Origin of the sequence: Metabacillus sp. 22489, from assembly GCF_052044855.1 — a bacterium.
Classification (GTDB): Bacteria; Bacillota; Bacilli; order Bacillales; family Bacillaceae; genus Metabacillus; species Metabacillus niabensis.
In genome coordinates this window covers 68,071-91,756 of record NZ_JBQENT010000003.1, presented here as the reverse complement: position 1 = coordinate 91,756, position 23,686 = coordinate 68,071, and the positions used below count along the sequence as shown (strand labels likewise).

Annotated in this window: 20 protein-coding genes; 18 read left to right on the top strand and 2 right to left on the bottom strand. The window is 33.0% G+C overall.

Annotated elements, in window-relative coordinates; genetic code table 11:
- Nucleotides 1-114: 114 nt before the first annotated feature.
- A complete protein-coding gene (locus tag ACTJJ9_RS02765) occupies nt 115-2,388 on the bottom strand; it encodes a SpoIID/LytB domain-containing protein (RefSeq protein ID WP_440768436.1) in 2,274 nt (757 codons plus the stop codon).
- Between the two features lie 285 nt (nt 2,389-2,673).
- Between ACTJJ9_RS02765 and ACTJJ9_RS02760 the strand changes: the two genes are divergently transcribed.
- The 18 genes from ACTJJ9_RS02760 (at nt 2,674) to ACTJJ9_RS02675 (ending at nt 21,528) form a co-directional block, all read left to right on the top strand.
- The gene (locus ACTJJ9_RS02760) at nt 2,674-2,826 is read left to right on the top strand and encodes a LytR family transcriptional regulator (RefSeq protein WP_145580228.1); all 153 of its coding nucleotides are present in this window, start codon (nt 2,674-2,676) and stop codon (nt 2,824-2,826) included.
- A gap of 551 nt (nt 2,827-3,377) precedes the next feature.
- Nucleotides 3,378-3,509 carry a hypothetical protein gene (locus ACTJJ9_RS02755; RefSeq protein WP_255451754.1) on the top strand — a complete coding sequence of 44 codons (132 nt, stop codon included), beginning with the start codon at nt 3,378-3,380 and terminating at the stop codon, nt 3,507-3,509.
- A 267-nt stretch (nt 3,510-3,776) separates the two neighbouring features.
- Nucleotides 3,777-4,523, top strand: coding sequence for a Wzz/FepE/Etk N-terminal domain-containing protein (locus ACTJJ9_RS02750; protein ID WP_145580230.1), 747 nt, complete (start codon nt 3,777-3,779; stop codon nt 4,521-4,523).
- Nucleotides 4,524-4,569: 46 nt separating this feature from the next.
- Entirely contained in the window at nt 4,570-5,214 is a 645-nt protein-coding gene (locus ACTJJ9_RS02745; protein ID WP_186324085.1) for a CpsD/CapB family tyrosine-protein kinase, read from the top strand.
- A 124-nt stretch (nt 5,215-5,338) separates the two neighbouring features.
- Complete coding sequence (locus ACTJJ9_RS02740; protein ID WP_145580234.1) at nt 5,339-6,103, top strand: CpsB/CapC family capsule biosynthesis tyrosine phosphatase; 765 nt, start codon at nt 5,339-5,341, stop codon at nt 6,101-6,103.
- A gap of 223 nt (nt 6,104-6,326) precedes the next feature.
- Nucleotides 6,327-8,147: a nucleoside-diphosphate sugar epimerase/dehydratase gene (locus ACTJJ9_RS02735; RefSeq protein ID WP_145580236.1), complete on the top strand. Its 1,821-nt coding sequence runs from the start codon at nt 6,327-6,329 to the stop codon at nt 8,145-8,147.
- 17 nt (nt 8,148-8,164) lie between these two features.
- Nucleotides 8,165-9,058 (top strand): UTP--glucose-1-phosphate uridylyltransferase GalU, encoded by an 894-nt coding sequence (gene galU, locus ACTJJ9_RS02730; RefSeq protein WP_145580238.1) that lies wholly within the window; start codon nt 8,165-8,167, stop codon nt 9,056-9,058.
- Nucleotides 9,059-9,243: 185 nt separating this feature from the next.
- The gene (locus tag ACTJJ9_RS02725) at nt 9,244-10,368 is read left to right on the top strand and encodes an aminotransferase class I/II-fold pyridoxal phosphate-dependent enzyme (RefSeq protein WP_145580239.1); all 1,125 of its coding nucleotides are present in this window, start codon (nt 9,244-9,246) and stop codon (nt 10,366-10,368) included.
- 5 nt (nt 10,369-10,373) lie between these two features.
- Complete coding sequence (locus tag ACTJJ9_RS02720; protein ID WP_145580241.1) at nt 10,374-11,024, top strand: sugar transferase; 651 nt, start codon at nt 10,374-10,376, stop codon at nt 11,022-11,024.
- Nucleotides 11,014-11,637 carry an acetyltransferase gene (locus ACTJJ9_RS02715; protein WP_145580242.1) on the top strand — a complete coding sequence of 208 codons (624 nt, stop codon included), beginning with the start codon at nt 11,014-11,016 and terminating at the stop codon, nt 11,635-11,637. Before ACTJJ9_RS02720 ends, ACTJJ9_RS02715 begins: the two co-directional genes overlap by 11 nt.
- A gap of 22 nt (nt 11,638-11,659) precedes the next feature.
- Nucleotides 11,660-12,826 (top strand): glycosyltransferase family 2 protein, encoded by a 1,167-nt coding sequence (locus ACTJJ9_RS02710; RefSeq protein WP_145580244.1) that lies wholly within the window; start codon nt 11,660-11,662, stop codon nt 12,824-12,826.
- 65 nt (nt 12,827-12,891) lie between these two features.
- Entirely contained in the window at nt 12,892-13,680 is a 789-nt protein-coding gene (locus tag ACTJJ9_RS02705) for a glycosyltransferase family A protein (RefSeq protein ID WP_145580247.1), read from the top strand.
- A gap of 66 nt (nt 13,681-13,746) precedes the next feature.
- Nucleotides 13,747-14,649 (top strand): glycosyltransferase family A protein, encoded by a 903-nt coding sequence (locus tag ACTJJ9_RS02700; protein ID WP_145580249.1) that lies wholly within the window; start codon nt 13,747-13,749, stop codon nt 14,647-14,649.
- Nucleotides 14,650-14,731: 82 nt separating this feature from the next.
- Nucleotides 14,732-15,859, top strand: coding sequence for an O-antigen ligase family protein (locus ACTJJ9_RS02695; protein ID WP_255451761.1), 1,128 nt, complete (start codon nt 14,732-14,734; stop codon nt 15,857-15,859).
- A 34-nt stretch (nt 15,860-15,893) separates the two neighbouring features.
- A complete protein-coding gene (locus tag ACTJJ9_RS02690; protein WP_145580253.1) occupies nt 15,894-17,069 on the top strand; it encodes a glycosyltransferase in 1,176 nt (391 codons plus the stop codon).
- A 19-nt stretch (nt 17,070-17,088) separates the two neighbouring features.
- On the top strand, nt 17,089-18,513 hold the full coding sequence (locus ACTJJ9_RS02685; protein ID WP_145580254.1) for an oligosaccharide flippase family protein: 1,425 nt from the start codon (nt 17,089-17,091) through the stop codon (nt 18,511-18,513).
- 106 nt (nt 18,514-18,619) lie between these two features.
- On the top strand, nt 18,620-19,786 hold the full coding sequence (locus ACTJJ9_RS02680) for a nucleotide sugar dehydrogenase (RefSeq protein ID WP_145580256.1): 1,167 nt from the start codon (nt 18,620-18,622) through the stop codon (nt 19,784-19,786).
- Between the two features lie 435 nt (nt 19,787-20,221).
- A protein-coding gene (locus ACTJJ9_RS02675; RefSeq protein ID WP_440768442.1) for an IS3 family transposase occupies nt 20,222-21,528 on the top strand; the annotation gives its coding sequence in 2 pieces (ribosomal slippage) (nt 20,222-20,570 and nt 20,570-21,528; 1,308 coding nt in all).
- Between the two features lie 81 nt (nt 21,529-21,609).
- Here ACTJJ9_RS02675 and ACTJJ9_RS02670 read toward each other — a convergent pair.
- Entirely contained in the window at nt 21,610-23,397 is a 1,788-nt protein-coding gene (locus tag ACTJJ9_RS02670) for a cell wall-binding repeat-containing protein (protein ID WP_145580261.1), read from the bottom strand.
- Nucleotides 23,398-23,686: the final 289 nt, after the last annotated feature.

Here is a 23,686-nt window from a genome sequence, read left to right as displayed (position 1 = left end):
TGATTTCCTCCTGCAGCATTCGCTTACTGCGGTCAGTCAGGGGGCATCCCTATGTTACGCTTCTACCGCAGGAGTCTCAACAAAAGTCCTAAGAAAAGCATTAACATAACCTATTTAATAAAGACTTGACAAAGTAGTACCTGGATAATAAAACTCAAGAATCCGGTCATATGTGATGCCAAGGCTTGCTTGTTTTTGTGCACCGTACTGGCTCATCCCAACACCATGACCAAAGCCTGTCCCACTTAAATGGATCGATGTTACAACACCTAATGAATCCTTTAATTGCGTCACCTTTGAATCAGAAACAGCAACCTGTCCCCCGAGGACATGAATCTCATTTACCTTACCCTTGTAGCTAGCCAAAAAGCTCTCAAGCGAAGAACTAATGCCATTGCCTACAAGAATGACTGGCGCCTTTTTCGCGGCAGCTAGTGAGGAGCTTGTTAACGCATCAGGAAAATCACTGCCTGTTGAGTAAAGAACCTCTGACCCATTAAAGGACGTGCTAAAGGCTGTTAGGATTTTCGCTAACGTTTGATAACGATCAGCACCAGATAATCGAGAAATCGTCGCATTAATTTGCTGAAGCTTCTCCACCACATTAGTAGAAACAGCATTCTCACCACCTAAAACATAGCTAGGCTTACTAGAATGTGTCTCAATGAATGCTTGGCTATCAGCTGGCAAGGAAGCTTGGCTTGTTAAAACGATCGCATATTGATTAATCGCTGCCACAGAAGAGCCTGCAAGAGCGTCTGCAAAGCTTTGTCCAGAAGCAACAAACAACCCGTTAACATTTAGTAATCGTTTATTAATTTCAGCATTTGTTTGGTAGCGATTCGCCCCACTAATACGTGTGACAGCTTCATCATTCACCGCACTAATTTGTTTGAGTTGGTCTACCACCTCATCAGAAACAGCGGTTTTCCCGCCGAGAACAACAACATCAGTAGCGTTTAATCGCTTGATTTCGTCGATGACATCACTACTCAGGCCTTCTTGCTTTGTAAGCAGGATAGGCGCATTTCCATATTGGTACGCAAGCGGTCCTGCTGATAATGCATCCGCATATTCGTAACCTGTTGCAATAAACACCGTTTTAAACGAATGGTCTGCAGGGAATCCATTCGGATACAATTGCTTTGAAATCTCCACTGACGTTGCGATACGCTCAGCACCATTTATCCGGGCAATCTCAGTAGACGTTGGTGCTTCAATTGTATCGACAAGCGAGCTTTTCATATTCACTGTGCCAAGCATTGAACGAAGCTGATTACTCGTCAACGTTGCTGGCTGATACGTTTTCACTAAAAGATTCCCTTCTGCATCCTTAACGAAATAAGAACCAGACTTTTCAACATAACGAATTTTCACAGTTCCGCTTTTCATTCGATTTCCTGGTGTACGTTCAGGATGAATGGTGAATTGATCAATAGAAAGGATTTTCAGATCAGAAGCTGCAGGTAGCTTAAGCTGACTCTTTAACCATAGCTTCATATTGTATCGAGCAATCGTATTCGTCTCCTGAACAGAATTCCACCATGCTTCAGGCTTTTTCAAATCTAAGCCATCTAATGATATTTGTGTTGCTTGCAAGCGGATATCCCATCTATGCTTAGGATCATATGGATCCGCCTTCGCAGGTAAATAGGATAAGGCAGAATAACCCCAAGCACCATCATTTGATTCGATATATCCGCCGTTACTAGATGTAAACACCGTATCAGCATAAGCACTACCAATTTTAAGAATCTTACCCTTTGTTGCGTCAACAACATCAGAAATTTTCTGCTGATAACTCGTTAATTCAATCCCACCATACACCTGATTGCTCTGTGTATCGTTTACTTTATAGCTATGCTTTGCAACATACGTTCTCGCTGCAACAGACTGTGCCTTAAGTGCCTCAATCCCCCAGCTTGCAGGCATTTCCCGGGGAACAACACCTTTAATATAGTCTTCTAACGGTAGCTTATTGATAGGACGGACATATAGCCCAGACTCAATTTTAAACTCAAACGAACCACGGTATCGTCTCGTTTCCTCGTCACCAGTAATTTGCACATAGCTATTGGCATAATTCACAGGTGTTAAACTTAAATTCCCTTCAACGAAACTTTTTCTACTATTATTTACATAAAAAGCAAGTCGATTATTCTCAACCTTTAACGTAAAGCTTGTAACACCATCTAGTAAATGATCATTATTCAAATTACTAGTTTTATATTCACCAACTACATTTACTTGTAGGGAAGTTTTATTTCTAATATAATTTTTCAATTCAACTGTTACAGTAGGCTCACTCACAGCCTTGGCAATTGTCGAAAATTGAATAAATGGAAGAATCATTACAATTACAAGAGAAAGCTTAAGTAGTCTCTTCATCAAGTACCCCCGTTTTCTAGACTTAACAAATCTAGTTATATCAAAAACAGAAATGGATTGATATAGTAAAATAATGTAAGATTTAGAGAGGGAATCTTAGGTGGTATAACTAGATTGAAATAGTCTTTGCATCGTTAGACATTTCTTTACTTTCGCCAACATGAAAATGATTATTAAAGCCACTATTTGACAGTAATAGTGAGATCCATAATAATTAAAAGACCAAGGAAAAGAAAAGGACATACAATAACGTGTGATCTTCAAATAAATAATGAGGTATTTAGTATGAATTCATTTGATAAGCTACCAAGAACAATAAAAAAGACAGTACGATATATAAATCAGGATGTTAACTCGCTTGAAAAACTAGAAAGAATTGAGAAAATAATGGACCGTTATATTAATAAGAAAAGGGAAGAGTTAAAGAAGGAGAAGTAAGTAATTTAAAACTTCTTCTTTTTTATGGAAAAATCAAGTGAAAATCTAATGGAGAAAAGATGAAATGATATACTCTCTAAATTAACGTAAAAGTTATTCTTCCAAAATGCCTCTAAAAATTAATTTACCCTAGATACAATCGCCACCTTTTTATAAAATATTTCTTTTGCCGTTTAATATATCTTAGTAGTGTAAAAGTCGTGGGTTTAAAACCACATATTATATAGTAAGAACTGATTAATAAAAATGAAATTAAACGGAAAATAAAATGGTAAATGGAAAATATATGTTCTAGACAATTATGACATTCGTAACTAAATTTAAGAGAGTAAGAACAGTTTATATGTCGAAATAAAACGAAATATTTCCACCTTAAAACCTATAGTTGACAATAATAGGATGGATTTTTACAAAAATCTTAAAAATAATCACCCAAAAGAACTATAAAATGTGTATAATATAACCGATATAATACATGTTTATGACGTTTGTATAAAATTATCGACAAAATAATTTGCAAAAATAGATAAAAGGGTGAGGGGGGACTTTTTTTGGCTAATTGGGTTACGCCAGAAGAAATGGCGCGAAAGAAGGAAATGAAGAGAAAAATATTAACATTTTCACTTCCGTTAATTGCAATCATTCTAGGTGCACTTGTAACAGTAGCAGCAAATGGATTATAAAAAGGAGACTGATTCTATAATTATTAATTGTGGAATCAGTCTTTCTGTTTGAGGGAAAATTGTATAATGTTCTTTATAGTTGGTACAAATTACCCAAAAATAAATGTAAGTTCTTTTATAGAAACATGCTAAAATGATTTCAGTAGGAAAAAGAAGTTGAATTATCACCAAATTTGTAAGAAAATGTTCTTTGTGTCATGGTAGTATTTTTTTATAAGTTTAATAGTTAAGTTTATTTTAAATAGATTAAAAATTTTGGAGGTTATCATGGAAGAAACAATAAGTCTGAAGGATCTGTTTCTAACATTAAAGAAACGTCTTTCACTCATCATAATTATCGCTGCAATTGCGACAGCAACTAGTGGAATTGTTAGTTATTTTCTATTAACACCTATATATCAATCTTCGACGCAAATTCTTGTCAATCAGGCTAAAAGTGAACAGCAAACATATACAAATAGTGATGTCCAAGCAAACGTCCAATTAGTCAACACGTATAATGTTATTATAAAAAGTCCTGCAATTTTAGATAAAGTTATTGAAAAAGAAAAACTTGATATAACAGTTGGAGAATTGAATGAATTAGTAACGGTTTCTAGTGAACAAAATTCACAAGTAGTTAATATTGCCGTTCAAAATGAAGATCCACAACGGGCAGCTAATATTGCAAACTCAATTGCATCAACATTCAAACAAGAAATTACAACGATAATGAACGTTGACAATGTAAGTATTTTGACACAGGCAGAACTTGGAGAGAAGCAATCACCAATAAAACCAAAGCCAGTAATGAATATGGCAATTGCATTAGTTGTTGGATTAATGGCTGGGGTTGGCCTCGTATTTTTGCTTGAATATCTAGATAATACACTTAAATCTGAGCAGGATATTGAAAATCAATTAGGACTTCCTGTATTAGGTGCAATTACAACTATTAATTTAGAAGAAGAAGCAAAAGCGGGTTCAAACATGTCAACTACGGTAGGAACGCGAGGTGAGTCATTTGGCTCGTAAGGATCGAAAACAAATTTTTAATTTACAAAATAGAAGTTTAATATCAATGACAAATCCAAAATCTCCGATAGCAGAGCAATTTCGTACTATTCGGACAAATATTCAATTTTCAAGTATTGATGAGGAACTACAAACAATAATTGTAACATCATCTGGTCCCGGAGAAGGAAAATCAACAACAACAGCAAATTTAGCAGTTGTCTTTGCTCAACAAGGGAAGCGTGTATTATTAATTGATGCCGATTTACGTAAACCAACTGTGCATTACACATTTCGTACAGAGAATCATGTAGGTCTTTCAAATGTGTTAACTAGACAGTCAACTTTAGAAGAAGCGGTAAGTCTTACCTCTCAAGATAAGCTATGGGTATTATCTAGTGGTCCAATACCACCGAATCCATCGGAAATACTTGGCTCCAAAGGAATGCATACTTTAATAGAGCAGGCAAAAAATGATTATGATGTTATTGTAATTGATACTCCACCAGTACTTGCAGTGACGGATGCACAAGTATTAGCCAATCAGGCAGATGGAGTCGTATTGGTTGTAAGTAGTGGAAAGACAGAAAGAGAATCTGCTAAAAAGGCAAAGGAACTTCTAGATAGTGCAAAAGCAAAGATATTAGGTGTTGTTTTAAATAATAAAAAGGCAGAGGAAACACATTATTATTATTATTACGGGGGAAAATAGGTCGTTTTTCGGCATAATTACCCCTCTTTCTTTAGGTGTTTTAAATCTTTAAATTATCATTTGTAATATAAAAATAAATATAGTCAGATTTGAAAAACTAGTAAAACCAATGGAGGTGCCGAGTTTGATCGATATTCATAGCCATATTTTGCCTGGAATTGATGACGGCGCCCAGACTGTTGAAGATTCAATAAAAATGGCAAAATTAGCAGTTGAAGAAGGAATAACAAAAATTGTTGCTACCCCTCATCATCAGAATGGTAAGTATACAAACCCAAAAGCAGATATCATAAAACGAGTTTCAGAGCTTAATCAAATACTACAAAAAGAGAATATTCCTTTAGAGGTGTTACCAGGTCAAGAGACTCGAATTTATGGTGAGTTAATAGAGGACATTGATAAAGGGGATATTCTACCTCTTAATCACACAAACTATTTATTTATTGAACTACCATCAGGAAATATTCCAAGATATACAGAACAACTTTTGTTTGATATTCAGTTAAAAGGATTCACACCGATTATTGTCCATCCGGAAAGAAATGCAGGTGTGATGGAAAATCCAGATAAACTTCTTAATCTAGTAAAGAAGGGCTCGCTTACCCAGGTAACTGCTGGAAGTATTACAGGGCGTTTCGGAAAGAAAATTCAGAAACTTTCAATGCAGTTGATTGAATCGAATATGACCCATTTTATTTCGTCTGATGCCCATAATATTTCAACAAGAGGCTTTCATATAAAGGAATCGATTTCTGAGATTAGAAAAGAGTTTGGTGAACAGGCTATTTATTACTTTCATGAGAATTCGGAACTTCTAATAAAAGGACAAATCATTTATAAGCAGGAGCCTAGTGCAATTAAAAGGAAGAAATTTTTAGGGATTTTTTAAGTTAGCTATTTTTGTTAAAAAATACTTAACCTTTGATTGGTTATTAAAAAAATGTTGTTCGTTATAGCTATCAAAATGTACGCTCTAAGAAAGAAAATTATGTATTTTGCTGATTTAAAGAAAATAATCATTAGACATATTTAAATGTCTAATGAAAGAACATACTTGCTGTATTTTTTCATTAGACATTTAGTTAATTTTTATTGTAAAGAAGGGATCAAATATGAGTTATTCTAAAAGAGTGACCCTGCTAGTTGGGTTAGACTCATTAATTGTATTATTTTCGGTTTATATAGGTTATTTCATTTTAAATCCGCATATTCACATTTATAATCTTCAAATGATCGTGATTATTTCATTAAGCTTGCTTATCAGCCATCACCTTTTTGCATTTATTTATCGTTTATATAATAAGGCCTGGGAATATGCTAGTGTAGGAGAGTTAGTAACAATTGTAAAAGTAGTAACATTTTCTATAGCGACAACAGCAGTAGTGCAATTAGTGACAAATGGGCATATTTATGTGAGAGTGTTATTCATAACTTGGTTACTTCACATGTGTCTAATTGGTGGAACTCGTTTCTCTTATAGGATGGTAAGGGACCGAATTATAAAATCGAAGATTAATAAGAAAAATGCACTTATCATTGGAGCAGGTTCTGCCGGTACAATGCTTGTCCGCCAATTATTAAAGAATAATGAAAGTGAATTACAGCCAGTTGCATTTGTTGATGACGACCCTAACAAACAGAAGCTCCAAATCTATGGCGTAACTGTACAAGGGAAAACAGAAGATATTCCTGAAATTGTACTAAAACATGAAATTGACCATATCATTATTGCAATCCCATCATTAAGTAAACAAGAAATACAAAAAATTTATCAAGAGTGTAGCAAAACTGATGCAAAAACAAAAATTATGCCAATGATTGAGGATATTGTGACAGGTAAAGTTTCTGTAAATCAATTTCGTGATGTGCAAGTGGAGGATTTACTCGGACGAGATCCAGTAGAACTTGATATCAAGAGTATCTCAAAGAAAATCACTGGAAAAACGATACTTGTTACGGGTGCAGGTGGATCAATAGGTTCAGAAATATGCAGGCAGGTTTGTAAATTTACTCCGAAAAAAATCTTACTATTAGGTCACGGTGAAAATTCAATATATACTATTGATATGGAACTAAGAAATAAATATAAAAATGATATAGAAATTATTCCAGTTATTGCTGACGTGCAAGATCGTGTACGTATTTTTGAGGTTGTAGAGGAACATAAACCAGATGTTGTGTATCATGCTGCTGCACATAAGCATGTACCGATGATGGAATATAATCCGAAAGAAGCAGTAAAAAATAATGTTATAGGAACAAAGAATGTAGCGGAGGCTGCAGATACATTTGGTGTAACAACTTTTGTTCTTGTTTCAACAGATAAAGCTGTTAATCCAACGAATGTGATGGGTTCAACAAAACGTATTGCTGAAATGATAATCCAAGAGTTGAATAAACATAGTCAAACAAAATTTGTTGCAGTTAGATTTGGAAATGTATTAGGTAGTCGTGGAAGTGTAATTCCTCTATTCAAGAGACAGATTCAAGAGGGCGGCCCAGTAACGGTAACACATCCTGATATGACAAGATATTTTATGACTATTCCTGAAGCATCAAGACTTGTTATGCAAGCAGGGGCTCTCGCTCGTGGTGGGGAGATATTTGTTTTAGATATGGGTGAGCCGGTTAAGATTGTTGATTTAGCGGAAAATCTTATTAAATTATCTGGTTATACTGTAGAAGAAATTGGGATTAAGTTTGCTGGAATTCGTCCTGGTGAGAAAATGTACGAGGAATTACTCGGAGAAAATGAAATCCATAATGAAGCTGTGTTTCCTAAAATTTTTATTGGGAAGTCAGTTGAAGTTGATTATGATAGGGTAGTAACGTTAATAGATAACCATGAACAATATAATACAGAGTATATTAAAGACTACGTGTTAAGTTTAGCAAATAATAAGATAGATACATTATTAGAAAGTGTGAAATAACTGTTGAGGTGAAGAACATGCAAAAGGTTAGAAAAGCGATTATTCCAGCTGCAGGATTAGGAACAAGATTTTTGCCAGCAACAAAGGCACAGCCAAAAGAGATGTTACCAATTGTGGATAAGCCTACAATCCAATATATTATTGAAGAGGCTGTTCAGTCTGGCATTGAAGATATTATTATTGTTAGTGGTCGAGGCAAGCGTGCAATTGAGGACCACTTTGATAAATCATATGAATTAGAGGAGACTCTAGCAAAAAAGGAAAAGTTTGACCAACTTGAGGAAATTCAAGAAATCTCTAAACTAGCGAATATTCATTATATCCGTCAAAAAGAACCTTTAGGTTTAGGTCATGCGATCTCATGTGCAAGTCGTTTTATTGGCAATGAACCTTTTGCCGTATTGCTTGGAGATGATATTGTACACTCACCAGAAAATCCTTGTTTAAAACAGTTAATTGATGTATATGAGCGTTACAATTCATCTGTAATTGGTGTACAACAAGTGCCTAGAGAAGATGTATCTAAGTATGGAGTAATTTCAATTAAACATGGTGAAAATAATCGTGTCTTCCATGTTGATAACTTAGTAGAAAAACCAAAGCAAGAGGATGCACCTTCTAATTATGCAATTTTAGGGCGCTATATTTTGCGACCTGAGATATTTGAGATTTTAGAAAATCAAGCTCCGGGTGCTGGTGGTGAAATACAATTAACAGATGCTATTAAGCAATTGAATGACAGGCAAATGGTCGTTGCATATGAGTTTGAAGGTAAAAGATATGATGTTGGTGATAAATTTGGATTTATACAGGCTACTGTTGAGTTTGCATTAAGAAGAGATGATTTGAAGAATGAGATTTTAGGATATTTAAAAAGAGTTTTGGAAAATGAGGAAGTAATTAAGCAATAATGCTTAATTCTTCCTCTTTCTAGAAATGACTGATTTAAAAGGATTAGATTTTAATATATCAATTAGTATTTAAATATTGGGGTATATTTTAGTGATTTAGTAGTTGGTTGGATAAGTGCTATTTTCTAGCCAATTAAGTCCTAAATTACTAAATACCATTATATTTTGGGAAGGAAGTCTTGACGATGGAATCTACAATTGTAAGAGATAGGATATTCTTATCTTCACCTCATATGAGTGATGAAGGTTATGAAATGCAATATATTAAAGAAGCTTTTGATACAAACTGGATTGCCCCTTTAGGAGAAAATGTTAATGGATTTGAAAAGGAACTTGCAGCTAATGTTGGTTCTAAAGCTGCCGCTGCACTTTCTTCTGGTACAGCAGCTATTCATTTAGCACTTAAAGCTGCAGGTGTTGGAGAAGGGGATGTAGTATTTTGTCCGACGCTCACCTTTTCTGCTACAGCAAATCCAATTATTTATCAAAATGCCACTCCTGTTTTTATTGACAGTGATTATGAAACATGGAATTTGTGTCCAAATGCATTAGAAGATGCATTTGAAAAATATCCACAAGTCAAGGCAGTAATTGTCGTCCACCTTTATGGTTTGTCAGCTGACATGGATAAGATAATGCAAATATGTAAGAAGCATAATGTAACAGTTATTGAAGATGCGGCAGAGTCTTTAGGAACTTATTATAAGGGAAAGCATACTGGAACTTTTGGTGATTATGGTATTTTTTCTTTTAATGGAAACAAGATTATTACAACTTCTGGTGGTGGAATGCTTATTTCTGATAATGAAGAGAGAATTGAAAAAGTCCGCTTTTGGGCAACTCAATCAAGGGATCAAGCAAGACATTATCAGCATAGCGAATTAGGATTTAATTATCGAATGAGTAATATTGTTGCAGGAATTGGTAGAGGTCAGCTTAAAGTCTTAAAACAGAGAGTTGAAAAGAAAAGATATATTTATAATTTTTATAAGAGAGAACTTGGTAACTTAGATGGCATTGAGTTTATGCCAAGTAATGACTGGAATGAGCCAAACTATTGGTTAAGCTCAATTATTTTAACGGGAAAGATAAGACCTATTGATATAATGGACGCTCTTGAGAAAGAGAATATTGAATCAAGACCAGTATGGAAACCAATGCATATGCAACCGTTCTTTGAAAAATATGATTTTGTTGGTACAGATGTATCTGAACAATTGTTTAAGAATGGTGTATGTTTACCATCAGATACTAAGATGTCAGATTGTGATTTAGAAAGAGTTGTAAAGACTATTAAAGGATTGTGGTAAAAGTAATGAAAGGATTTAAAGGTGGAATTTATAAAAGCTATATAAAAAGACCAATGGATTTTATCTTATCTTTAATTGCTATTATTTTACTTAGTCCAGTATTTGTAATAGTTGCAATCCTTGTAAGAATAAAGCTTGGTAGTCCAGTGTTATTCAAACAGAGAAGACCTGGGCTTAATGAAAAAATATTTATGATGTATAAATTTAGGACGATGACAGATGAAAGAGATGAAACAGGAGAATTGCTCCCAGATGAAGTAAGGTTAACGAAGTTTGGGAAATTTTTACGTTCTACATCCCTTGATGAACTTCCTGAACTGTTTAATATATTAAAAGGTGATATGTCTATTATTGGTCCAAGGCCTTTATTAGTTCAGTATTTGACCTTGTATAATAATCATCAAAAACGACGTCATGAAGTAAGACCTGGTTTATCTGGGTTAGCACAGGTTAGTGGAAGAAATGCAATAAGTTGGGAAGAAAAGTTTAATTTAGATATTGAATATGTTGACAATGTAAGTTTTAAAGGTGATTGGAAAATTATCTTCATGACAATTATGAAGGTTTTTGTCAGAGAAGGTATTAGCTCGGATAATGCAGCAACAATGGAGCCTTTTAAGGGTAACAAAAAGGAAGAATGGAACTATGAAAAGTAAACTTCTAATAATTGGTGCAAGTGGGCATGGAAAAGTTGTTGCTGATATTGCATTTGCAATGGAAAAATGGAAAAGTATAGCGTTTTTGGATGATAATGATAAAGTAAAGTCTTCAATAGGTTTTGAAGTAATCGGTTGTACAAAAGATATTTTAAAATTCAAAGATGATTACGATATATTTATTGCTGTAGGTAATAATAAAATAAGAAAAAAGTTTCATAACAAGCTTGAAGATTTGGGCGCTACAATACCAGTGTTAATACATCCAGATGCAATAGTCGGTTCCCAAGTTGAAATTGGAAATGGGACAGTTGTCATGGCTGGTGCTGTACTAAATTGTTGTACAACAATTGGTAAGGGCTGTATTATAAATACTTCTTCGTCAATAGATCATGATAATAAGCTTGAAGATTTTGTCCATATATCTCCTGGTGTTCATTTGGCTGGTACAGTGCAGATTGGACAAGGGACCTGGTTAGGTATCGGGAGTAAAGTAATTAATAATGTAAATATTACTGCTAACTGTATATTTGGGGCAGGAAGTGTTGTTGTAAATGACATAATGGAGCAAGGAAAATATATTGGAGTTCCAGCAAGAAAGATAGACGAATAGTAAAGTATGAAGGAGATTTTACATGGATTTATTATATAAAATTTTATTTTATATAAGTGGATTTATAATAGTTTGGGCTATGGTTGGTTATCCAGTTTCCTTAAAATTAATTGGACGTTTATATAAAAATAGAAAACTTTTAAAAGATTATACTCATCAACCTACTGTAACTTTAATGGTAGTAGCACATAATGAAGAAAAAGTGATATTAGAAAAACTAAATAATATTATAAAAATAAATTATCCAAAAGATAAAATAGAATTTCTAATTGCATCTGATAATAGTACAGATAGAACAAATGAAATTGTAAGAAATTTTATAAAAGATAATCCAAGTCATAATATTAGATTATACGAAGTTAAAGAACGTAAAGGCAAAACAAATGCACAAAATGAGGCTCAAAAAACGGTTACTTCGGAATATTTAATTATGACAGATGCTAATTCAATGCTAGATAGAGAATCAGTAAAAGAACTTATGGCAGCTTTTACATCTGATGATATTGCTTATGTAACTGGAAGGTTATCATTTATTAATCAAGGATCTAGTGATGTAAGTAATGCAGAGTCTAACTATTGGGACAGTGATTTGGCAATTCGTGAAATAGAAGGTAAGATTCAAACTATCACTGCTGGAAATGGAGCTTTATATGCATGTAGAACAAAGGATTATTATGACTTTGATCCAATTCAATCTCATGATAGTGCAATGCCTACATTTTATGCGTTAGTGGGGAAAAGAGCGATTGCAAACCATGATGCAATTGCTTATGAAAAAGCAGGAGAGGTAATAGAAGATGAGTTTGGTCGTAAAGTTAGGATGAATAGAATTATACTTAAATATATATTACCTGATATAAGGATATTTAATATTTTTAAGTATAAATGGTATTCATATTTTTATTTTGGACATCGGACATGTAGATATTTGTTGTGGATATCCCATCTTATTATTTTTATAGCTAGTGCCTTATTAGTTACAGAATCTTGGTTTTATGCTATGGCATTTGTCGGACAGGCTTTGTTTTATTTATTAGCTCTTATTAGAAAATTTAATAATTCAAATAATAAATATCTTACTTTAATCTATTATTATTGCGTCACAATAATTGCACAATGGGTTGGAGTATATAAAGTAATAACTGGAAAAGCAAAGCCATTTTGGGAGAAAGCTGAGAGTACTAGGTAAACTGATATTAGTTGGAAAAATAATAAATAAAATTTTCTAATATTTATTGTTAAAGGAGGTACTCGATGGATTTACAAGTTCTGATTTCGACTATGAATCAAACAGATTACAGTCTACTAGAAAAGATGAATATAAATTCTAATGCAATTGTGATAAATCAATGTGAAAAAAATGAGTATACAGAATTTTTGTATAAGGGTAATAGGATCCACTTTATGAGTTTTGCGGAGAGAGGCGTAGGTTTAAGTAGGAACACAGCACTTATGAGATCAACTGCTGACATATGCTTAATTGCAGATGATGATGTGACTTATGTGGATAACTATAAGGCTTTGGTTTTGGATACTTTTGCAGAGTTTCCAGATGCTGATATGATTGTTTTTAATGTACCTAGTACAAATCCAGAAAGAGCAAGTAAGGAAATTGAGCGGAAAGGGCGCGTCAAATGGTATAACTCTCTTAAATATGGTGCTTGTAGAATGGCGATTAGAACTGAATCATTTAAAAGAGAAAATATCTACTTTTCTTTACTTTTTGGTGGTGGTGCTAAATATGGTTCTGGAGAAGATAGTTTGTTTATTTTTGATGCAATAAAAAAAGGATTAAAAGTATACGCTACCCCTACTAAATTAGGAGTAGTAAGTCAGGAAGGTTCCACTTGGTTTGAAGGATATACTAATAAATATTTTATTGATAAAGGGGCACTTTACGGGTGCTTGTCAAAACGGTGGGCTAGTTTATTATCATTGCAGTTTGTATTTCGCCATCGGAAAATGTTTTCAAAAGATATTAAATGGCAGGATGCTTATAAACTAATGATTCAAGGTATAAAAGAAATAAGACAAATAAACTAAACCTGAAAAATAAGTTTAGTAATTAGATTAAGCTTTTATAGAGACAGAACATGGGAAGTGGAATTGATGAATCAGGAGTATAAGGTAAGTACGATTATACCTACGTATAAAAGATCAGAAATGTTACCTAGAGCAATCAACTCGGTACTAAATCAAACTCATAAAAACGTTGAAGTGATTGTTGTAGATGATAATGATCCAGATTCTGATTATAGGAGAGATACAGAATTCATTATGGAACAGTATGAGAATAATCCAAAAGTTAAGTATATTCGTCATACTGAAAATAAAAATGGGGCCGCCGCTCGTAATACAGGTATTGAAAATAGTACTGGACAAATACTATGTTTTTTAGATGATGATGACTGGTTTGAAGAAAATAAGATAGAACTACAGTTAGATTATTTAATAAGTCATCAAGAGTACAAGGCGGTATATTGTGGTTGGCATAGAGAAAATAACGTTATTATACCTGAAAAAGAAGGAAATCTCTCTTACGGTTTACTTTCTGGAGAAGTACTTATATATACCAATACTATCATGATATGGAAACAGACAGCAAGTGAAATAGGGGGATGGAATGAGGAATTTAAAAGAAATCAAGAAGCGGTTTTTCTTTTACGTTTTTTTAGAAGTGGGCATAAAATAGGTGTGGTTCCTAAAGCTCTTGTTAGATTCGATATAAGTGACCGTTCGAATGTATTATCTCCAGAGAAGAATAAGGAATTATATGAGTTTTATTTATCATATCATGATGATGAAATTAACCGACTCGAGCAGAAAATAAAAGGAGCTAGAAAAAAAATATATTCTAAAAGAAATACAGGCGTATTATTGGATTTTATTAAACACAAAGAATATTCAAGGGGTTTTAGTCATTATTTGCAGTATTCAAAGTTATACCCTTATCATTTTAATAAAGAAATATTTTGTTATATAAGTAGAAGATTGTTCAAGTTTAAGTCATAATATTAAATTAATTTTACGCTAATAAGCTAGTGTAATTAACGTTTACTAATTTTTAAAATAAAATGAGGTAGTTACATTGATAATGCTTTCAAAGAATAAATTAGATAAGCAAATTTTGTTTATTTTATTTTCTGGTTGTTTCTTAGTTAGCAATGGCATTACATTAAATTTGTCTAATTTGCATCAGAGAATAGGGAATGAAAATAGTTGGATTGTGCTTTTTTTCTTAACTTTAATTACTATGTTATTTACTATAAGATATAAGTTCGTTTTTACCAAAAAGAAGCTATTATTTTTAGTGATTTGGGAACTATTTTTACTTTCAGTTAATATATCTAAATATCTACACAATGAATTTAGTATACTTGAATTTCTTTTGTATGCTATCCTAGTTCCTATGGTTTTTTTAAACTCTAGTATTATCAGATATAGAGAAACATTTATTGTAGCAATATTTATATCGGTGCTACCTTATTTTTATTTGTTTGCTCCATGGAATACATTAGCAATATTAATTACAATCATAGGAGTAACTGGTTTGGCGTTTATAGTAAAAAAAAGACCTTTTGTACAGTATTCGTATATAATAATTTTCTTTTTGTTAATCTTTCTAACCGAGCATAGAACTTCAATAATCACACTTATAATTATTATCTTTTCAACAATATTTATAAAAGTTTATAAAACCAAGATAGTTAAGTATATTGATATATTAAAGATGTTAATCTTTTTAATAATAGTAGCTTGTTTTGCTTATTTATTTTATGATAATGTACTTAATGCTCTTTTAAATAAATGGAGTTCATACAATGCACAAACTAGTGATATTGCATCTTTATCCTCCGGAAGGACAGATATGTGGGAAACAGTTATAAAGAGTGGGACAAGTTTATTAGGAAATGGTGAAACATATTTTAACCATACATTTGGAATATATCATGCACATAATCATGTATTTCAAATCCTAGGTGCCTATGGTATATTAAGTCTATTTTTCTTTTTAATCTTAGTAATATTTATATTATTAGAAGTATTTAAACATAGAAATAAATTAGTCTATGTATATTTTTTTAGTGCCTATTTTATAGTAGGGTTAACAGAATATATATTTTTTATTAATACCTTTTTTATTTATCCCTCAATTCTATTTTTTGTTTTAGTAGGGTCATTGTTTAATGAAAAGAGAGATATTAAAGTAAAATGTTCATAGAAACTTATTAAGATTACAGAAAAGGGATGGTATCGTGAATATTGGATTCGTTAGTACATGGTTTGAAAGAGGTGCGGCGTACGCAACCAAAGCATATTTGGATTTATTAAAGGAAAATCATAATGTATTTGTTTACGCACGTGGAGGAGAACAATTTGGGAAAGGAGACCCTAATTGGGATTTTCCTTATGTAACTTGGAGCCCAAAGTTATTAGACAGTAATATTAATTTAAATCATTTTAAGAAATGGATAAAGAAAAATAACATAGATACAGTTTTTTTTAACGAACAAAGAGAAATAGATATTGTATATAAGATAAAAAAGCTGTTTCCAAATTTAAAAGTCGGATCGTATATTGATTATTATAAAGATAATACAGTAAAAGAATTTTATTTATATGATTTTCTAATATGTAATACAAAGCGTCATTATTCTGTTTTTAAAGAGCACCCCCAATGTTATTATGTTCCTTGGGGAACTAATGTTGATGATTATCGCCCTGTGGAAAAGCCTGGAAAAGACTTGACCTTTTTCCATTCAGTCGGTATGTCGAATCGTAAGGGAACATCATTTGTTATAGATGCTTTCATTAATGGTGAAATTTATAAAGATTCAAAGTTAATTATTCATACTCAAAAAAGTTTGAAGGATTCCTTTGGATATGATGAGAAGGAATTAAGTAATTACAATATTGAGGTTATTGAAAAAACGGTAACTACTCCGGGTTTATATTACTTAGGAGATGTATATGTTTATCCAACTATGCTTGATGGTTTAGGTTTAACAATGTATGAAGCTTTAGCATCTGGATTAGCGGTGATTACCACTGACCATCCACCAATGAATGAGGTAATTAATAGTAATGTTGGATGTTTAGTAGAAGTTGATTATCTTAAAAGTAGAGCAGATGGTTATTATTGGCCATTATCCATTGTGAAATTGGATTCTCTTATAAAGAATATGAAGTTCTTCGTTGAAAATCCAGATAGGTTATTACAGATGAAAGACACTGCTAGAAAAGAAGCAATAGAAAAATGGAATTGGTCAGATAGAAAAAAAGAAATAAATAAGATATTTACTGAATCCACTGTTATTGTAAAAGAGCCTGATTTGAATTTAATTGCAAGACATACTGTTTTAGAAAAGTTTCGTCGAAGATTTGGTTCATCTTACATGTTTAATATAATAAGTAGAATAGTGAAAAAATAATCTTAAGGACGGTTCTATTATGCAAGATGGACTTATACTAAAGTTTTTAAAGTTTTCATATGGTAGTTTAGTGGGATTATTTTTGGGGTTAGCAACTACTATGATAACTACAAGGTTACTTCCACCTGAGGCATTTGGTAAAGTATCTATGTTTGACTTAACTCTTCAAGTAGGTATGATAATTACTATATTTGGAACAGATCAATCCTTTGTTCGATTTTTTTATGAGGAGAAATCTTCAAAGCGAGGAGCTTTACTATATAATTGTATGCGTCTCCCTATGATTACAACAATAATAATGCTTATATTCTTAATAATATTTTATAAGCATATTACTATCTTTTTAATAGGGGAAATAGACTTAAAGTTTGCAATTTGGATTGGTATAGGTATCATAGCACAATTGTTGTTTAGATATGCTCAATTAGTAATAAGAATGCAACAAAAAGGCAACTTATACTCATTGTTACAAATATTTGAAAGAATATTTAATCTATCTTTTATTTTATTATTTTTTTATGTTATTGGTTCTCGATTTGAAGTATTAATACTTTCGAAGGTTATTACATTACTATTATTAGTAGCAATTGCTATATATTTTGGTAGGGAATTTTGGAGTTTAAAAAATAATAAAATTAAAGATGTTAAACATTCTCAATTAGAAATTGTTCGTTTTGGATCTCCATTTGTGCTAACAATATTTATTTCTTGGTTATTTGAGTCATTTGATAAAATTGCACTTAGGCAATGGAGTAATTTTGAGGAATTAGGTTTATATGCAGCTGCCATGAGATTAGTAATTTTAGTTATGGTACTAAGGCAAACATTTTCTACCTTCTGGACTCCTGTTGCTTATCAAAAATTTGAAAATAATCCTGAGGATAGATCCTTTTTTCGTTATATTTGTATCATAGTTTCTTTTCTAATGTTTTTAGTTGCTATTTTCAGTATTGCTGGAAAAGATATTTTGGTAATGCTTTTGGGTGAGGAGTATAAAGTAGCTGCGACTATTGTGCCTTTTCTTGTTTTTATGCCAGTATTATATACTATTTCAGAGACTACAGTAGTAGGAATTAATTTTTATAAAAAAACTAAATGGCATTTTGTTATAGCTATTATTGCCTGTATAGTTAATATACTTGGTAATTGGTTACTTGTCCCGAGATTTGGTGCAATTGGTGCATCAGTATCAACAGCTTTTGCGTATATTGTATTCTTTACACTAAGAACACAGATATCTGTTAGATTTTTTAGAGTTAATTATCCACTCATTAGAATATACTTTATGGTTTTTTTAGTATCTATTTATGCATTGTATTCCGTTTTTAATGAATACATTGGGTTAAATATAATATTAGGGTTACTACTAATAGTTATATTAGTAGTTATTAATTATAAAGATTTATTATATATAATTAAAAATAGAAAAGAAATTTTAAATTGAGTAAAAATAGTTACTTACACTTAAATTTTTAAAAATTAATTTATTGAATTGTAATTGAATATTAAAAATATAAAATTAATATTCTAGATGTAGGGATGTGTTAATAATGAAAATAACTGTTGCTGGAACGGGCTATGTAGGTTTATCAAATGCGATATTATTAGCCCAAAAAAATGAAGTCATCGCTCTTGATATTATTCAAGAAAAGGTAAATATGATTAACAATAAAAGATCTCCAATAGTTGACAATGAAATCGAGGAATATCTCGCTACAAAAGAATTAAACCTAACTGCAACAACAGATAATTACACTGCTTTCAAAGATGCTGAGTATGTTATTATTTCTACTCCAACAAATTATGATCCGGATAAAAATTATTTCAATACTAAATCTGTTGAAGATGTAATCTCAAGTGTCATATCTATTAATCCTAATGCAGTAATGGTAATAAAATCTACTATACCAGTAGGTTATACAGAGAAGGTAAGAGTTAAATTTGGAACTGAGAATATTATATTTTCACCTGAATTTTTAAGAGAAGGAAAAGCATTATATGATAATCTATATCCTTCAAGAATTATTGTTGGTGAAAAATCAGATAGGGCACGTGTATTTGCTAATTTATTGGTTGAGGGTGCTCTAAAACAGAATATTGATGTATTATTCACAAATTCAACAGAGGCAGAAGCAATAAAGCTATTTGCTAACACATACCTGGCGATGAGAGTTGCTTTCTTTAATGAGCTAGATTCATATGCAGAGATAAGAGGCTTGGAAACTAAACAAATTATAGAAGGCATTGGTTTAGATCCTCGAATTGGAAATCATTATAATAATCCATCTTTTGGATACGGTGGTTATTGTCTTCCTAAGGATACAAAGCAATTACTAGCAAATTATGCAGATGTTCCAAATAATATTATGACAGCAATCGTTGATGCAAATAGAACAAGGAAAGACCACATTGCTGAAATGATTATTAAACGGAATCCAAAAATAGTTGGTATATATCGACTCACAATGAAAATGGACTCAGATAACTTTAGGCAATCTGCAATTCAAGGTGTTATGAAACGTATTAAAGCAAAAGGAATTGAAGTGGTTGTTTATGAACCGGCACTTCATGAGGATAATTTCTATAATTCTAGAGTTATAAATAATTTTGAGGAATTTAAAAACATAAGTGACGTGATTGTAGCAAATCGTTTATCAGATGACTTAAAGGAAGTAGTAGACAAAGTATATACTAGAGATATATTTAGTAAAGATTGAAGAGTCTATTATTATATATCGACAAATTATATGAGAGTAAGTGAAATAGATAAAGAAAAAGACGATCGTAGATTCTAATGAACTGTATCCCGAATAATGGACACTTTAAAAAAAGTCCATTATTCGGGATTTTTGTGTTTTATCATAAAAAAACCGTTATAATCAAAACAAATAGAGTGAACGGGGAATGAGATATGAGTAAAATTATTTTTAATGAATTTCAACGTAAACAGCTGGAGAACAACCCAAATGTATTTTGCAAAGAAAGAATACATAGTATTGCAATTGCAACTACACAATGTTGCAACTTGACATGGAGCCTCTGCGGGCATGAGTCTCAAGCCAAGAAGCCAGCAAGATCAAGGGCTGGCTTTGCCACGAAAGGCTATCATGCCCACCACTCCATGTAAAGTAGCAACGACAAATCAGCTTGCAATACTCTGCACTTTTATTTTGCAATACACACCAAATGTAAATCATGTATCTGATCGGTCTATCTCGTACAAACCTGAGTTTAAAATCGCTGCTATTAAGGAAAACCAAAATGGCAAAGGGCCAATGGATATTTTCATTGAACATGGATTTGACTTAGACATAATTGGTTCTGAAAAGCCTCAACAATGTTTAAAGCGTTGGAGAAAAACATATGAAATGTATGGTGAGGAAGGTTTTAGAAATGAGCGTCGCGGAAAGGGAAGCACAGGACGTCCATCTTCGAAGGATCTTACTTTAGAAGACAAACTTAAAAAAGCAGAAGCACGTATTGCCTTCTTAGAGATGGAGAACGACTTCTTAAAAAAGTTAGAAGAACTAGAGAGGAAGGCGAAGAAACAAGACTAACATTATCAGAAAAGTTCCAACTAATTGAAGAGACCATTCGTAAACATGGTTTAATTAGGATGGTTTCCTATCTTTGTGAATTAGCTGCAGTAAAACGCAAAAGTTATTATGCCTGGCTTAAGGCTGAACCTAAGCGTATCAATAGAGAACGTAAGGATGAGCAGGATTTTATTCTAATAAAACAAGTCTATGATGAAAAGAATGGTAAATCAGGTGGACGAGATATAAGAATGGTTCTAGAAAATGACTATTTTACTGTGATGAATCTAAAGAAAATCTATCGTATTATGAAGAAATTCAATCTAAAATCAAAAATTAGAAGGTCAAACCCTTACAAACGAATGGCACAGGCAACACAAGAACACCGAACTTGTTCTAATATACTGAATCGAAATTTTGCACAAAACGAGCCTGGTAAAGTGTTACTTACTGACATCACATATCTTTATTTAGAAAACGGAACACCTGTTTATTTATCATGTGTTAAAGATGGGTCTACACGTGAAATATTGGCTTATTATCTCTCAACCACATTAGAAATGAGACTTGTTTATCGAACACTTGATAATTTAATTGATGCATTGGACGGAAACATCCACCCTGAAGCTATTCTCCATTCTGATCAAGGATTTCACTATACAAATCCAGAGTATCGACGAAGGATTAAGAAACTCGGGTTTATTCAATCAATGTCTCGGAAAGGAAACTGTTGGGATAATGCACCAATGGAATCATTTTTTGGCCACTTAAAGGATGAAATTGATACCTCTTCATGTCAATCTCTCACACAAATAAGAGAGGTAATTGAGGATTATATAGTTTACTATAATTCATACCGATATCAATGGGGATTAAAAAAGATGGCCCCGGAACAGTACCGAGGCCATCTACTAAGTGCATAAAGGACTTTTTATTAACTGTCTATTTTTAAGGGTACAGTTCATAAATCAACTAGATTGTCTTTTTCTTATTTTTATATTTAACTACCTAGCAAAAAAATTCTGCGTATAATAAACATCCACATCATCAATCGCCACACCAACACCTAAATGACTGTATTCAGGTTCTAACAGATTCTCTCGATGCCAGAGGGAATTGACCCAGCCGTCGTGGACTTCGATTGGATCAAAGTAGCCGGCAGCGATGTTTTCACCTGCGACACTAAGATCGATGCCATCTGCTAGCATGCGGTCGATTGGCCATTCTCCATCTGGGTTTTCGTGGTCGAAGAATGAGCGGTTAATCATATCCTGACTATGATTTCTTGCTGTTAACCCTGCCTTGCTATCCCATGTGAGTGGTTGTTTTCCGTATCTTACACGATATGCGTTTGTAATGTCCCATTCTTGCTTTTCGAAGCTGTTGCGTAGCTGTGTTCGCTTTGTTGTATCGCTTGATTCAGTTACATCAGCATAAGAACCAGTATATGGCGTATAGGTTGGAGCAGTTAACAGAACAGCTGCTACCATATTATTATCATGTTGATCATAGTATACGGTTGCATCATAGTTTTTATCGTCAATGTAATAGGTTGTGTATTCAGCGTATTCGTTGATGTCGGATGCTTCGCCGATCGCATTAAGCTTTGCTACAGCCTGACTTTTCGTTAGACCTATTTTTATACCTGATTTTGATGTCCAGCTATTAGAGTTACTATAAATCGCGACTACTTTTCCGTTTTGGATTCCTACTTGGATGTATTTTTTATAATCCTTGTTATAGATTGACCAATAAAATCCCTGACGGCTTAAGTCCTTCCGAGCAGGTTGTCCAAGCTGAGCTATAACGTGCTGCTCTGTGTCACCGATGGCAATATTTTGCAGGATAAATTCGGTGCTTTCTCCTGATAGAATTCGTTTTACTCCGTCACTTACTGCGACTGTTCCTCCGAAAATCGTGAATTGGTTATATTTCGAAGTGACTGATTGGATAGCTGACGGAACATTAGCTTGTTGGACAAGTAAGATATTTGCATCGTTTTTTGCTGCTAGAACGGAGCCTGTTAATGCATCGGCGAAGTTTTCACCAGTTGCAATATAGGCCTTACTTGCATTCATTGGTAGCTTTTCGGTTAAAACCTTATTTGTTGCATATCGAGTGCTTCCCCCATATCTCACAGGGTTTTTCAGTTTTCCTTCTACTGTACGACTAACTGCTCCTTCCAACCCAACAATAATCGTATTCGATTTTCCATTGGCAATTGTTTGTGAAGCGCTTGGAATAGAGTCTTTATCTGTTAATAGGATCGGTATGCCATTCTTAGCTGCATATGGTGCAACAGCTAATGCATCAGGGAAATTTCTTCCGTTAACAACAATGGCTTGCTTCGAAGGAAGTCGCTTCGCAATATTCGCTGCTGTTTCAAAACGAGTTTTTCCACCAATTCGCTCGATTGTTAGTCCCATGCTTTCTAGGGAATCTTCAATCGTTTTTGAAATAGCTCCTTCACTTCCTAATAAAATGGCCTTCGTTGCCCCTAATCTAATAATTTCCTGCTTTGTTACGTTTGGTAAGCCTTTGTCATTCGTAAGCAAGATTGGGGCGTTTAAGGAATAGGCGAGCGGTCCTCCTGCTAAAGCATCAGGAAAATCACTTCCTTTGGCAAGAATGACTGTACTCGATTTCTGCCAGCCAGCCTGGGAGATTTCTACGGCAGTTTGATAACGATCGTTACCATTAATCCGATCGATTTCAGCTGCATAGGTAGAATTCACTTGAAAAGATAAATAAAAAAATACAGTAAATAAAATAAAGCCAATAATCTTTTTCATCTTCTTCTCCTATCACCTAATAGATTTACTTTTTAATAGATTACCATAAAAAAGAGATAAAAAAGCGGACTTTTTTCATAGATGATAAAGAAAATTTATAGGTTGAAATATCTACATGAAAATTAGGGTGATTTTAATGCGTGAGTATAAATACCCTATAATGTGTAGAAAAATAGTCCCTCATTCGACGAATTACGACATTTTCCTTATTTGTTTTATGGTATTTTAAAATAATCTGAGTTAAATAGAATAGTCCAATAGAATTGGTTTTTCTTTTGCGAGGGTTCTT

Excerpts from the sequence above, each read along its gene's own strand:
- ACTJJ9_RS02705 (WP_145580247.1), top strand. The coding sequence starts at position 12,892 with ATGGATTTACAAGTTCTGATTTCGACTATGAATCAAACAGATTACAGT.
- ACTJJ9_RS02670 (WP_145580261.1), bottom strand. The coding sequence starts at position 23,397 with ATGAAAAAGATTATTGGCTTTATTTTATTTACTGTATTTTTTTATTTA.
- ACTJJ9_RS02750 (WP_145580230.1), top strand. The coding sequence starts at position 3,777 with ATGGAAGAAACAATAAGTCTGAAGGATCTGTTTCTAACATTAAAGAAA.
- ACTJJ9_RS02760 (WP_145580228.1), top strand. The coding sequence starts at position 2,674 with ATGAATTCATTTGATAAGCTACCAAGAACAATAAAAAAGACAGTACGA.
- ACTJJ9_RS02715 (WP_145580242.1), top strand. The coding sequence starts at position 11,014 with ATGAAAAGTAAACTTCTAATAATTGGTGCAAGTGGGCATGGAAAAGTT.
- ACTJJ9_RS02700 (WP_145580249.1), top strand. The coding sequence starts at position 13,747 with ATGAATCAGGAGTATAAGGTAAGTACGATTATACCTACGTATAAAAGA.
- ACTJJ9_RS02695 (WP_255451761.1), top strand. The coding sequence starts at position 14,732 with ATGCTTTCAAAGAATAAATTAGATAAGCAAATTTTGTTTATTTTATTT.
- galU (WP_145580238.1), top strand. The coding sequence starts at position 8,165 with ATGCAAAAGGTTAGAAAAGCGATTATTCCAGCTGCAGGATTAGGAACA.
- ACTJJ9_RS02680 (WP_145580256.1), top strand. The coding sequence starts at position 18,620 with ATGAAAATAACTGTTGCTGGAACGGGCTATGTAGGTTTATCAAATGCG.
- ACTJJ9_RS02725 (WP_145580239.1), top strand. The coding sequence starts at position 9,244 with ATGGAATCTACAATTGTAAGAGATAGGATATTCTTATCTTCACCTCAT.
- ACTJJ9_RS02735 (WP_145580236.1), top strand. The coding sequence starts at position 6,327 with ATGAGTTATTCTAAAAGAGTGACCCTGCTAGTTGGGTTAGACTCATTA.
- ACTJJ9_RS02710 (WP_145580244.1), top strand. The coding sequence starts at position 11,660 with ATGGATTTATTATATAAAATTTTATTTTATATAAGTGGATTTATAATA.
- ACTJJ9_RS02720 (WP_145580241.1), top strand. The coding sequence starts at position 10,374 with ATGAAAGGATTTAAAGGTGGAATTTATAAAAGCTATATAAAAAGACCA.
- ACTJJ9_RS02765 (WP_440768436.1), bottom strand. The coding sequence starts at position 2,388 with ATGAAGAGACTACTTAAGCTTTCTCTTGTAATTGTAATGATTCTTCCA.
- ACTJJ9_RS02745 (WP_186324085.1), top strand. The coding sequence starts at position 4,570 with ATGACAAATCCAAAATCTCCGATAGCAGAGCAATTTCGTACTATTCGG.
- ACTJJ9_RS02685 (WP_145580254.1), top strand. The coding sequence starts at position 17,089 with ATGCAAGATGGACTTATACTAAAGTTTTTAAAGTTTTCATATGGTAGT.